Origin of the sequence: Pantoea sp. DY-15, from assembly GCF_019795935.1 — a bacterium.
In the GTDB taxonomy this organism is placed as follows: Bacteria; Pseudomonadota; Gammaproteobacteria; order Enterobacterales; family Enterobacteriaceae; genus Pantoea; species Pantoea leporis.
Genome location: NZ_JAIMIF010000007.1, coordinates 214,818 through 228,000 on the forward strand (window position 1 = coordinate 214,818; position 13,183 = coordinate 228,000).

A 13,183-nucleotide genomic window follows, 5' to 3' on the forward strand; every position below is an offset into this window, starting at 1 on the left:
CTTGAACAGGGGGGGCCACCTATTCAGCGTTTTTATATTTACTACGTTAGCAGACTTAACACTCCTCCGATGTTGAGGGCATTTTTAGCATTTATGTAGGGACTAATTGAGAAGGGAGGAGGGTGCTGATGCTGAGCATTCGTATCGACAGCGATTAGGAACTAGCCCCTTGGACCAGTCCATACAATACGTAGATCACAATCAGTTCGCCCAGTCAGTCTTTGCGATAGTGTGCTTAAGACTTTTGCGAATAAAAGTTTGTATTTTCTTGCCGACCAGTTTGGTACGCTTGTCTATAAAAACATGTCAAAATCTTTCAGGGCACAATGACTACGGTAGAGTACTTGTAGAACCCACCACGCATTATCTCAGCCGGAGGGTAGGTCATAACGAAGGGTTGGCAACAGAAATGCAAAAGCCGCCCGTAGGCGGCTTTGCGAATATATGGCTCTGAGCCTCCCCGGGACGGGACCACAGGCAGAAGGGAGAGCCGTTTTTTCCGGTAGCACCTGCCTAGAAGCGGCAGATGGCTTAAAATCATCTTGTTCATATACTAACCCAGCGTAGGGAAGATATCTAGGCTTATGCGCATCGATAGACGCTTTAACAGGGAAGGGCTGAGTAAACGCCAACTATTTTTCACCGAATGCTGGTCTAATTTCTGCCATAAAAATAGCATCGATACTGACAGGGTTAGCTACAGCAATGCGCTGAGTGCCGTCAGGGAGCTGCTGTTTCTGTATGGCATGGAGGACAGATTTCAGGCAGATAAAAAGCGCAGCCGTGTAGCTGGAGAGCTGATAGACATCCTGGAACAGGATCCGGTGCTTAGCAGTGTGAAGTTTGACGCTATTCCCCGCCAGCTCATTGAACTTTGCCCGCGCGACATTTTGAGCGACCGGACCAAAAGCCAGATAGAGAAGCGCCCGCGCCTGATCCAGAGCCTGTGTAGCCAGCTTGGCAGCCTCATTGAACAATACTACGTGACCGAGGCGCTTGCACTGCTGGATTTGCAGCTTTTCTCTCCTGATGAAATGGGAGCGGCTGAAGCTCGGGCTATTCATGGGTTAACAAACAATATCATGAGTGTCCTGTTGACGCAGGGGATGACCCTTACGGAATGCTATCTTCTGTACGTCAATATTCTACGGAACGCTGCGGAGCCGGGAGCGGAGGGGTTTCGGCTGTCGTTCGATTCTTTCAGCCAAAAACTCGTCACTCCAATGGAAGAATTGACCGTGCGGATGTATATATTCAGTGAAAAACTGCACGATCTGCTGAATACCACCGGCCCCAGTCTGCAATTTAATGGCTGCCTGTTTAAACCGCTAGATGATGGGAGGAACAAATTCGTTATTTCTGTTGATATAGGCATCCGCGCAATGTCGGATACTTCAGCCCGAAACGGCGCAGAGCATCTCCTGCGCGAATCGCTGGACGTCATTGCCTATATGATAGGTAAAAGCGAAATCGGCTTTCAGAAGCCATTCGTGATCGTTCGTGGCGATACCGAAACGCAGGTTCCGCGTTTTGATAATGAAATTGAGGCCAATGCTGACAGGCTCACTGCCGATGAGTTTGCGCGTTTCATGGTGGCCATGAACGGGCTGTTCTCCTCAGCATCAGAAGAGTCCCGAAAAAAAATTAGTTCCGCATTCCGTTTTTTCCGCAACGGCATCGAAAACACAAGCAGGGAGAGTCGGTTCACGTCTTACTGGTCTGCGCTTGAATCCATCACGCTTGGCGTTGCTCCCGGGACGCCTTCTCACGATGAACACGTAATTAGTGTTGTGGCACCCTGCATGTTGCTCGATTATATGGTAAAGCAGCTGTTTGCACTTCGTCAGGTGCTTCGTTACCTCAATAAAAGCAATGCCGGTTCGATTACGGTTGCTGACGTCGTTACCGTCACTCTTGCTGAGCTTTATCTACTGCTCAAAGATGAGACCAAAACGCCCCAATTGCTGGCTGAGTTAGAGGCTTACCCTTATGTGACGTTCAGCGTTCAGAAGCTGATAGAAATCTGTTGTTCGCACGAAAAAATGGAAAAAAAGCTCGTACACCATCAGGAAAAAGTCACTAAACACATTCATCGGCTCTACCTGCTCAGGAATACCATCGTACACAATGCAGGGACCAGTCCGCATATTGAACTGCTGACCGTTAATCTGGAGCACTACCTACGCGGTACGATCAACGCCATGTTTTACACGGCCACCCTTAATCCAACGATCAATACGGCTGAAGAAGCATTTACGCGCTGCCAGTACATTGCCGAGTCAATCTGTCGAGAACTTAACCCCACATGGGGGATCCTTGAAAGAAAAACCAAAGAGAGTGTTGAATCAGATTTGAAAGCCGGCAAGATTACCAGAACTGATGCATGTTTACTGACATGGTTGAAGGCCCACCAGTAAATGTTTAGATATTTCAGTAAAATATACAATATAACGACGGATAATGTCGTCTACACTCGGAATTTCCCAGGAGAGTTATGTTGTACTGATCTTTATCTAAAAGTGTCATCATATGAATCACTTAAAAGAAGCGGTTCACATCACTTGATAAGCTTAGATTAGTCTTTTTATCCCGAACCATTATACACACACTGCGGCATCTCAATAATTTGAACGATTTACTACAGTCGCTGGTCGGCGATGAGATGTTCTACGTCAATGCGCTTGCTGTAACTTAACAATAAAGGGCTACACGGATATTTTTTTATGGTTCTGAAACTCTCTCTTCTTGAGAATGCACTGGACTCCGTGGAGACTGGGCTAGAACACCTTGATGCTGCGCATCGAGACGGCAGCTCGCGGCACTACAAGCAGTGCTTGCTTAACCTTTATCAAGGTGCCGAACTTCTTCTTAAGGCGGCGGTTACGCGATTTTGTATTGAAAAATTTTTTGTGGAATGGTCTCTTGAAAAGATCTGCAGTGACCCCCTCAACCCCTCAGAAAAAGAACTATACGCCTGCAAATCAGTTGATGTTGGCGGGCTTTGCGATCTGATTAAAAAATATTATCCAGAAGAGTTCAGTGATGAAAGTAGGAAGCTTCTTAAGGCAGTAGCCATTGAGCGTAACCGATTGCAGCACTTTGCTATTGAGATTGACCCGGGGATGCTGAAGCTGCAGTTGCGCTCATTATACGAACTGGTTTACCGGCCAGCGTTTCTCGTTATTCAGTACGACGAGGAAGATAATTCATGGAACTCTGAGCTGCGCCAGAGGATTATTGCCTTCGAAACTGCGTTCCTAAATACGACCATTCATGGCGAATATCACCACGCCATGTGCCCTGCATGTGAAAGTTGGTCACACTTTATCATTTATGAGGGAGAAAGTTTTCCCATACGGACAAGCTGCAGCTGCTGCGGATATGGGCTGAACGAGCTTAAAAGCTGGGACTATCATGAATGTCCGGAGTGCGGTGGTGCAGGTATTGTTTACGATTATTCGCGTGAAGCTGGTGTGTGCTTGTGGCACAAGTGTTATTACAGTAAGGAAGGGGGATTCGTAGATATGTTACCTTGTGAGTGTGGTGGATGGGAAATTGAAGACCGCTGCACAGAATGTAGCGAGGATGACGATTAATTACTCCATTAGAGAGTATGTTAATGGGCAAAGCCACGTCCCATCGCTGCAAGTAGTGATTGTATAAAGTTATTAAAATCAATGTGATGCATATGTCTATCCCTATTGATAATGTCACCCTGATTTACCATTTTTAAATGTCACTTTCTGCTGTTTTCCAATGAAGAGAAAAGGGCGGTGAGCTCATTTTTTCGGGCTAGATTTGAAAAGTGACGGGTCAGCCAGAACCGGATTGATTGCTCTGAGTTGTTCCTGAACCTGCGCCCGTCTATTAGGCATATGACGGCTGCGTTTTCTCTTTCCGGCGGCTTCCAGCTGCCAGCTTCAGCGCTGCGCCGAGCCTTTTATTGTCAACGATGCGCCCCTGACTGATACACTCCAGCTTATCGAACATCTGATATTCTAGGATTCTGCTGCCGTGGCGGAATGCGAGCGTACCATGTACACGAGCAGGCAGCACTTCGGCGCTCGTTCTTCAAACCAGCCATGATGTGAGCCGTCCAGTTGAACAAGTTCGCCGAGGCAGTCGCGCCGGTGTCGGGGCTGATAGATGTGAACCTGACGCCGTGAATGTGGCCGCCAGAGTTCGTCAGAGATCATCCAGTTACGGACTGTCTCAACGGAAACCGGAATGCCGTGTCGTTCAAGAAGCTTCTCTGTGGCCAGCGTCGGACCAAAATCCGCATAGTATTGCCGGATCAGTTGCAAAGCAGCGCAGCGTAAATCTTCGGGAATGCGGTTATTGCCGGGAAGACCGCGCCGGGCAGAAACAACCGACGCCGCGCCGTGTTCACGGTAACGCCGTAAAACACGTTGTACCTGACGAACGGTAAGTTCAAGAAGGCGAGCAGCTTCACGCTGCAGCAGAGTGTGGTTGTGAACGCGCTGGATGATGCCGAGCCGGTATAGATCTTTATCTGTCATAGTCACCAACATAAAGTCTGCATCCTGAGCTAAGCCTGAGGAGATCTAAGGTTAGTTCAGGGACGACATCTGTGAATTGTTCCGTACGACATTAGCGTTTTGGAGTAACAACCTAAGTGCGCATAATCATAGTTATGTTAAATTCGCTATCTGAACGCGCACTTAAATCACTCTCAGCTCATCACCTGTTTTCATACACCTCCAACAATCCGTAACCAGCTATAATCCTGGCAACGGACTGTTGAACTACGATGCCGTTATCTGCGCCCTTTGATCACTGACGCTTTCCAGTTGAAATCGCTAATTTCGCTCTCTTTCAGCGATTAAGGTTTCTTCCTGCGCGTTGGCGTTTTCTTTGCTTTATCAGCCAGCGCCTTCTCATTAGAAAGTTTTGTCGTCATGATCTGTTGGCGCGCTTCCGCCGTGAACTCTTTCTCTTTCTTTGCCGGTGCGCTGGCGATACTTCTCCATCAATCCTTTAAACGCTTCTTCAGTGAAATTTGCCTTAAGAACGCATCAAAACAGACTATCCTGATATACTACCGCTCCTAAATTATTAAGGAGATTTCAGAGGGCACGATGCCTCACTCTATTTCAATCCCCTGGAAGCGCTAGCTTCCTGCCGTTGACGCTCATGCGCGTCGCTTTCGGTTTGTTCTTCTTCGCATCCGGTTTTAACAAACTGTTTGTTGCGGCTAATCAGGCGCTGATGCTGGAAACCATCACTGTAGCCGGCATTTCCTTTCCAGAGTTCATGTCGGTGTGAGGCAGAAGTCGGGGTTTCGGCCTAGGACTCTGCCGTAAGCATACTATTTCAGACGCCACCTTCTACACCTGGCGCAAGAAGTTTGACGGCATGGAAGTACCCGAAGTGAAGCGGCTCAAGTCACTTGAAGAGGTGAATGCCCGCCAGTTAAGCTGGATGAGGAGGTGCTTCAGGTGGATCTGAGCCGAACGTTCTGACGACAGACCGTGGAAGTCATGTGTGAGACAATGAGTCTGTCGCAACGCCGTGCCAGCAAGCTGCCGGTCTGTCACTGAAGGTTGTATCTATTTTTGGGGGCAGGTCACCGCAGCGTTGGCCCTTCTGGCAAGCGCGTGAGTGACCGGCCAGTTGTAATTCTTTGAAATCTTTGCCATGTCTTCGAGAATCACACTAAGTAACTGACCAAAGTGAGTGGAGTAACGCATTGACTCAAGAAAAATTAACAGAGTTAACTAGCAACTTTAGAGGTACGTAAAAACATTATATTATTTATATATTTACATTAAGCCCGCGCGCGACTTTGTTTTAGTAACGCATATGCGTTACTATGGGCGTGGATATTGACGAGGTGATGAAATGAAGGGATTGCTGGCAAATGCATTGAAGTATATTGAGTCATCTTTTCTAATCGATGCAAATTTTCTTCAGGATATCGGCGAAAGCCTTCCTTTTCAGTTGAAGAAGAACGCAACGCTGAGCATTGCGAGCATAGAAGGCCGAGAGTTCATGATGCTTGTTGCTGAAGACCCTTATCAACTTGAATCAAACGACTTTATCCATCTGAAAAGGTTAGACAGCAGAACGGATCTGCCTTTGATCATCGTAGTTTCTGAACTAACCCCGGCCCTGAAGAAAATATCAAAACAGTTGAGGACTGGGATAATCGTGCCCGGCCGGTATGTTTCAATGCCATCACTGATGCTTCAGAGCGAATCCACTGATGCTGGGCAAGAGCGCTGGGTGGATACTGAAAGTAGCTATGGGATCATTCCGTCATATCTGGTGAGCTATTATCTCTCTGGTTATTTTGATAACGGCTTCAACAGCGCGGAGGTTTTAGATCTCCTGGACATATCGAAAATGGCCTTTTCGCGTGCAGTTAAAGAACTTTTGTCTCAGAGACTCATATCGGAAACCTCACAAGGACGTAGTTCGCACTTTCGGTTTACAGACTCTCGGAAAAGTATCTGGAACCATCACAGACAGAGAATTTCTCCACTTTCGACTGGTTTTGTAGCCGTAAAAAAAGAGGAATTAGCTTCAAAAAATATCTTTCTTTCAGGTGAGTCAGCTTTGTCAAAATATACTCTACTGGGTGCGCCCTCCAGACCATTTATCGGCATGTGTATGACGGACAGGGACAGGTACATGAGGCCGATTACACCCGCCACTATGAAAGGGGATTATTTTTTTAAGATCCTGAATGTAATAGATTCTGAGAAATACCATTACCATCTGTCTGATGGTAATGCGATGCTCCAGGTCTTCCCCTATCAACCTTTGCTTAAAAATGGTGTCTTGAACAAGGTGTTCCTTTTGTTTTCCCGATTCAGTAAAACGGACTTAAGGGTGAAATCATCATATTCTGAACTTGAAGAGCAAGTGTATGAAGAGCTTAATATTTAAATTTGAGGTTCAAAATGGATGGAAGTGAATTTTTAACAGGCTACATGCGTGATTATACCGGGGAGTACATTCTGATCGGGGGTAACGCGTGTGCTCTGAATTTCAGAAACATAGAGGCTAACTTTAGGGCGACAGTCGATTTGGATATTGTCCTGATAACTGAGAGCACTAATGATGGTTTTTATGCTCACTTTTGGGAGTACATCCGCGTACACGGCTATGAAGGAAAGGTGTTCAGAGGAAGTAATACAGGTGGCTGCTCATATCGTTTTATCTTGCCTGAGGAAAAACGGGAACCGGAGTTACCAGTTCAAATCGAACTTTTCTCAAGGAAGCCTGCGTATTATGACAGCAAGCTTTCAGAACCCGGAAAAGAGCACATTACGCTTCTGGAAGCAGGCGATAAAATTTCAAATTTATCGGCTATATTGCTCGACGATGAAGTGTATAGCTTTATTCGAGCGTCTAAAATAACTCTAGAGAACATCTCGACGGTCAATTTGGAGTGTCTGTTTGGTCTCAAATCAGTGGCATGGCACAGTAATCAAAAACTGTTTGATGAAAAGAAAATTACCGATATCAATACTGTCTTAAAACACCCACAAGACATGATCAGTATTGTAAACGTAATGGACGAACCGCGGGAGACAAAGTTCCCCCCACAAATCTATCAGAGTATTGCTGTCTCAAGAAAAGAACTCAGTGAAGGTGAAATCAGAACAAAAATTCAGTCAGATGATGCCGCCATCGAAACGACGGTACGATATATTGATGAGTTTGTCAGAGAACAAGTGCGCTAAAACTGCGGCAACAACATTGTTTTTTTGGCCGTAATTCGCGGCATTGCTGTATTTAGTCAGCATGGCACCCGCATACAAAGCGTGAAATCAGGCAGGTTACTCAATGAAATTGACCATAGAACCTATTCCCTCCAGCAAGCGCATACTTTTTGCATCCGGAGGAACTGCAATTGTATGGCCACTATTTAATGTCGAGAATGAAGCGACCCCCTGTGAACTTTTTCCTGATATCGAACAAATACGTGACACACACTGGCTGAGCTCTTTGCCCGAGCATTTTAAGCGCTCGGTCATACTAAATCCCCTCCTGATCTTGCTCGATAAAAGCGTCCGCAATGAGGCTTTCCAGCAAAACCCTCATACTGAGCTGCATAAAATAGTCGCGGAACTCAGGGGCACTGGTTTTGATTTTCCTGAACGGTATGTGGATAAAACCATCCGGCTTGTTATGAACAATATGGCCATATGGCGTTATCAATATGGAATGCTGTTTCCGTTCATCAGCATTGCAAAGGCCCTTCTTTCACCTGATTTTTCAGTGGTTCAGTCACAAAATGTGTTCCGGAAAATCATCGATGCGGACATTCCACGGTTCACCTCAATCCTGGCCCTAATTGCTTTAGGCATACTTCTGAAGCGTGATGCAACTGTGTGCGACGAAAAGCTGACGTCCGCCCTGACGCAGGTGCAGCATTTCTTCCGGTTCACACCGAATAAAAGCCCGTATTCAGGGCACGTCATGATGGGGGAATGGCTTGACAGGGCCATACCGCTTCAGACCTGGCTACTGGTTCCAATGCTAGCGGGCATGGGTTACCGCTTTGTTGGTGTGCCAGCCGTGGCAACGACGAGTCAGATTCTTCATCAGGTTGTGTTCAGGGCATTTGCCTCAACGATCGCGGCCCCCGGGGAACCGTGCCAAGCGAATCTGGCTTTTGATATCACGGCGTTTGGAGGAGAGTTGATGGCCGATGTGTATGCGATGATGACACAGACCCGGATAAGACCCAAGCCTGATGCTGCAATCGTCCGTCAGAGGCTCAAAACGCTGTGTGATATTGCCGCGTCGTTGAGTCATGACCCTTTGGAGAAAAAGGCGATGCGTATCGCCTGGGAAGAATGGATTGAGCCTGGCGCAGGACATCTCTTGCAGCTGTAAACCGATATTCACTTTTCGGGCAGATAAAAGCAGCGCACGCTGTACGCAACCCGGTTTTAAGACGGGCTACCATCCTCTTGTTGCGGCTCCACGCTGAAGAGGCTGCAGTGGTGACAGTTTTTAGTATCTATTTTCTCTGGATTCAGGTCAGGCGCAGACAGCACGCGTCTAACCTGCCGAATCATTCTTCTTCACGTTCCTGCCGGAAACACACGTTGCTTTTGATTTCACGGCCCTCAAGCCAGTGAAGCGCATGGAAATTTAGACGGCCCTTCATCAATGGGTGATTATCATCTGACAGCAATTTCTCCCCTTCGGTTATCCACACCAGGCACAAATCGTTGTGCGCAAGGTAGCGATTGAGCGCCTCTTCCCGAATTAAACCAGCTGAAGGGCCTTCTGCAACCTCGGATGGGTCATAAAACACCGTGACATCATTATACTGCCATGCCGACACCCGATCCGGATCTGGTACCAGATGTAGTCCGCTAATGAGGTCCTTTGCGGGAAGATACACTGATACGCTGTTGGTGAGGGCGTAATCCCCCTCGCCCGAATTCCTTATGTATTCGACAACCGTGGGGAGATGCCTGACGGGCACCGCTCCCGGATTAAAGCTCTTTTCAAGCCAGTGCGAGAGGTTACTCGCAGAAGGGTGCCAGGGGTACTCACGAATAAAACTGTGCCTTATCTCAGAGATAGTGATGCCCTCATAAGCTGCCGGAGCAGTGCTGTTTACCGTGCCCTGCAGCACAGATAAATCGGCCCGGTGAATAAGCATTGAACTGATACGCAGCCATGCGTCCAGACGAAGCGAGGCGGGATCATCACTGTCCACCGCCTGGTTAATGTGCAGGTATGTTCTGAGATTAAACCAAGCCTCACAATCATTATCAGCCGGCGCGCGTAAAAGTGAGTTTAAACGAATGATAAAATCCTCATCCCATAACCACGTTTCAGGTTCTCCTGCTAAACTTTCCGTCATCCCAAAGAATAGCGCTGCTTCACTGGCCTCGCTCTTTTCATGAGCTGGCGGCAATGCCCTTAAAGGAAGTGACGGGTCGATATCACGCTGATAGAGTTGCCACGGACCACAGTAGGTCTTGTTTGCATCATCTGAATAAACTGACCCAGCCCATGCGCAATTATCGGCAAGGTGAGCCAGGAATTCCTGCAAAGCAATACGCTGGTATTTCTTACCCATTCGTTCAATTCTGGGTTCTGCGCGATCACGATAACGCGCATGGTTCTGCTCGAACCGACTGAACCGTTCTTCACTCCAGCCAAAAGATAGAGCACGGGCGGCTACCCAGAGTTGTGCTAGCTTTTTATCAATGCGTGGAATATGAGTTGAACGTCCAAGATGTTCAATGCGCCGCCACTCTTCCAGTTGCTCATGCGTAAGCTTAGCTTCCAGAGTCTCCCGCAAATTAGTAACTGAGGAAGCAACTGACTGTTCAGACACCGTAAACGATAGCGTTGCAGCATCAAACATAATGTCATTGCTGTTATCTTCACGTTCAAAGATGGTAATGAGGTCATGCTGCAAAGGGGCATGGAGGCTCTCAGCAAATTCCCGCTTTAGTTCACCCACGGTTTTAGGTGTTCCCTCATGAATGCTCGCTGGGCTCCACTGCGTAACACACGCCATACTGTAATTACCAAAATCGCCGGGAAATCCCATGACAGAAGTTGTTATTGCGTTATAGTTTTTGTCCCCGGGGATCATTGCGATTACGGTATCCCTGTCAGGTATAGATAATGGCCACTGGGACGTATAAGGCGGGCGGCACCGTTCAATATTGATTTGTTCACTGAGGCAATTCTGAGACAGGGCTTTTTCAATGATCCCCCTGGCATAATCGCGCATCACCAGGTGAACGTCAGGCGTGCCCGCGGCAAAAAAATGATCGTATACGTCATCAGCTATATTCCTTATGACCGCCTTATTATTGATGCTTATCACCGTACCATAGAGGGCGCCATAGAGCCGCTCACGAATATAAGCGTCGTCTGCATCACGAAATGCCCTGTACACATCTCGAGTAAGTGCAGGAAAGCTGACCAGCAGGCGTAAAACAGATTTGGACGCCTGATCCCGGATGACCCTACTCGTGCAGGATGTCATCCACATTAGCGCTACTGCTGCCAGCCGGATCCGCTCTTCTTCTGTCTCGCTGATTTCGCCGAACTGCGCCCAATCAATCAGCGTTCGCAAGGGGGTGTCCTCCCCCTCTGCCCCTTCAGGGTTATCACTGACAGACAAGTGCGTTGACCAGAATGCGTCACGTTCTGCCAAAGAATATGACTTCAGGTTCATGTGGAGGCAGTCCGCGTTCCAGGGATGCAGCGGTTCCGTTGACAGACGTAACATAATGTCAAGACAGGGTGAGTGTGAACCTTTTGTATGCAGTGTAGTAAATAACTCAAGCGTTCTGTCGGTAAACGTTTTTCCACTGCGCCATATCAACGTGTCTGTAAACAACTGGCGGAACGCAAATGCCCCGGCGTTTACACGCTGGGGAATAAAGTCGATGAATTCGCGGTTAAAGTGCTCTGCAAAAATAATCGACGCCATATTCAGCATGCCTGAATAGCCTCGAAGATTGCGCGGATCCTGAGTGCATTCTAAACTTCCGCCCGGTGCAAACGCTGCAGGAATATCATCGGGATTAATCAGTGAAATCAGCTGACTGGCGATAAAGAAATCACTTAATCTCTCATAGGTAAACCGGATAATCGCCTGTGAGCGAGTTCCTGACGGACCGGGCTGAACGTCTTCAGCCAGCAATCCCTCGCTGATAAGCAACTCCAGCAAATTTTCGCCATAGTCAGGTCTGGGATCTCGCTGATTGAAAAAATGCCGAACATGACTGACTGCAAGACCAAACATATTGTCAGGGAACATCTCACCTGCAAGTTCATTCATCAGTGCGTGGAGATTCAGCTCCCCCCTGCGATATCCCTTAATTCTCTGCAGAATCTTTTCAACGCTTTCGATATAGAAGTCAAAAAGTCCACTGAGCCCCCCCAGACCTTTAGGAAAGGCATTGAGCCCCTGCTGTTTCAATGCCCGGCAGCAGGTTTTAAGGAATAAAGGATTTGAGAATTCTGGCGCCATGACCGGCGCACCGGGAAGTGTTATTCCCTGTCGTGAAAGATAAATCTTTGCTGCGCGATGTTCCCAACCGCTAAACCCTTTGTGCTCTGTGCCGTGAAGCATCTTTTTTGCCGCGTCATCAACGATAAGTTCAACAAAATTACTGCGGCAGCTGATGACAAGAGACAGTTTTTTAAAAGCAGATACCTGCACGATAAAATTAGATAATTGCCCATACCATTCATCACGGTAGATACCTTCGTTGATGGCATCAATTATTATCATAGCCTGCGCGTCATTCGCTTCGGCAGAGGCACTTAATGCGCCCAGAAACTGATCTGCTGAAAGGCTGCCAAGTCCCATTTCATTTTTAATCCAGTTCAGCGGATCGCCCCCGGGATAACGTTGCCCCAAACAAAAAACGACAGGATGATTTGCCTGCGTCAGGTTAATTGCGATATCACAAAGCAGGTGGGACTTTCCTATGCCCGCTTCACCATAAAGCAGAACATTGCCAGCTTGTGCAGCTTTGATCTCCTCGCTCATCAGGAACACCTTAAGCTCCTGGGTTAATGACTGGGTGGTGTTCAATAAACGCATGGCATTATGTGGTGCGGTGTTGAGCGCGTCATTATGGGATTGCTGAGCCCGCGCTAACTCCGTTTTGAGTGCATAAAACGTGCCTGTAACTTTTTGCAGTTGCAGCCCGATATCCATTGACTGTTCAGCCAGCAATTTATGCTTAAGTGCATGGATGGAAGATTTTTTCACTACGGCAATTTGCGTTTTAAGCGTATCAATTAACTGCTTGTCATCCACCAGAATGGAAAAATGGTATGTCAGTTCCATTGCGGCTTTGCTCCACTGTTCAAAAAGTGCAGCCGCATGGCGATACCAGTTGTGGGTCCTCCCCAGTGCCATCATGACGCGATTGAGCGGCAAATCAACATGGAATTCGGGTGAAAATCGCTCTCCCAGCGCACGCTCAGACCGGTTCGTCATTTGCTCACACTGCGCCTTTGACAGTACGGTCTCATTGAACCAGTACTGCACGCGTCCGGCTATCTCAGGGGTATCTCTTTGAAGAAACTGCGACAGCTCATGCTTTCCCCAGTAAACAAACTGCACCTGCATGTCGCTCAGTTTCGCCACTGTTTCCCATTTTTGCACGTAATCCTGCCAGATATCCCACGCTGATTGGACAAGGCTTCC

The 13,183-nt window shown here is 47.7% G+C and carries 7 protein-coding genes and 2 pseudogenes; 7 read left to right on the top strand and 2 right to left on the bottom strand.

From position 1 onward, the window contains the following. The first annotated feature begins 584 nt into the window (after nucleotides 1–584). Both K5Y32_RS22605 and K5Y32_RS22610 read left to right on the top strand, forming a co-directional pair. A complete protein-coding gene (locus K5Y32_RS22605; RefSeq protein ID WP_222185910.1) occupies nucleotides 585–2,417 on the top strand; it encodes a hypothetical protein in 1,833 nt (610 codons plus the stop codon). Nucleotides 2,418–2,723: 306 nt separating this feature from the next. Beyond that, nucleotides 2,724–3,596, top strand: a complete 873-nt coding sequence (locus K5Y32_RS22610; protein WP_222185911.1) for a hypothetical protein — start codon at nucleotides 2,724–2,726, stop codon at nucleotides 3,594–3,596. Between the two features lie 183 nt (nucleotides 3,597–3,779). Here K5Y32_RS22610 and K5Y32_RS22615 read toward each other — a convergent pair. After that, nucleotides 3,780–4,520 (bottom strand): annotated as a pseudogene (locus tag K5Y32_RS22615) (helix-turn-helix domain-containing protein). A 634-nt stretch (nucleotides 4,521–5,154) separates the two neighbouring features. Here K5Y32_RS22615 and K5Y32_RS24980 point away from each other — a divergent pair. From K5Y32_RS24980 to K5Y32_RS22635, 5 genes and pseudogenes are all read left to right on the top strand, one after another. Continuing rightward, nucleotides 5,155–5,286, top strand: a complete 132-nt coding sequence (locus tag K5Y32_RS24980; protein WP_255602798.1) for a hypothetical protein — start codon at nucleotides 5,155–5,157, stop codon at nucleotides 5,284–5,286. Then, nucleotides 5,285–5,546, top strand: a pseudogene (locus K5Y32_RS22620) (transposase); the annotation flags it as partial. The gene K5Y32_RS24980 and the pseudogene K5Y32_RS22620, both read left to right, overlap by 2 nt. A 316-nt stretch (nucleotides 5,547–5,862) precedes the next feature. Then, entirely contained in the window at nucleotides 5,863–6,912 is a 1,050-nt protein-coding gene (locus tag K5Y32_RS22625) for a hypothetical protein (protein WP_222185912.1), read from the top strand. Nucleotides 6,913–6,926: 14 nt separating this feature from the next. After that, nucleotides 6,927–7,712 (top strand): hypothetical protein, encoded by a 786-nt coding sequence (locus tag K5Y32_RS22630; protein ID WP_222185913.1) that lies wholly within the window; start codon nucleotides 6,927–6,929, stop codon nucleotides 7,710–7,712. Between the two features lie 103 nt (nucleotides 7,713–7,815). Continuing rightward, a complete protein-coding gene (locus K5Y32_RS22635; RefSeq protein WP_222185914.1) occupies nucleotides 7,816–8,871 on the top strand; it encodes a hypothetical protein in 1,056 nt (351 codons plus the stop codon). Nucleotides 8,872–9,052: 181 nt separating this feature from the next. Here K5Y32_RS22635 and K5Y32_RS22640 read toward each other — a convergent pair whose 3' ends face one another. Further along, nucleotides 9,053–13,141: a hypothetical protein gene (locus tag K5Y32_RS22640; RefSeq protein WP_222185915.1), complete on the bottom strand. Its 4,089-nt coding sequence runs from the start codon at nucleotides 13,139–13,141 to the stop codon at nucleotides 9,053–9,055. Nucleotides 13,142–13,183 lie beyond the last annotated feature (42 nt).

Coding starts and splice junctions, on each gene's coding strand:
- K5Y32_RS22610 (WP_222185911.1), top strand. CDS start 2,724: ATGGTTCTGAAACTCTCTCTTCTTGAGAATGCACTGGACTCCGTGGAG.
- K5Y32_RS24980 (WP_255602798.1), top strand. CDS start 5,155: ATGCGCGTCGCTTTCGGTTTGTTCTTCTTCGCATCCGGTTTTAACAAA.
- K5Y32_RS22625 (WP_222185912.1), top strand. CDS start 5,863: ATGAAGGGATTGCTGGCAAATGCATTGAAGTATATTGAGTCATCTTTT.
- K5Y32_RS22635 (WP_222185914.1), top strand. CDS start 7,816: ATGAAATTGACCATAGAACCTATTCCCTCCAGCAAGCGCATACTTTTT.
- K5Y32_RS22605 (WP_222185910.1), top strand. CDS start 585: ATGCGCATCGATAGACGCTTTAACAGGGAAGGGCTGAGTAAACGCCAA.
- K5Y32_RS22630 (WP_222185913.1), top strand. CDS start 6,927: ATGGATGGAAGTGAATTTTTAACAGGCTACATGCGTGATTATACCGGG.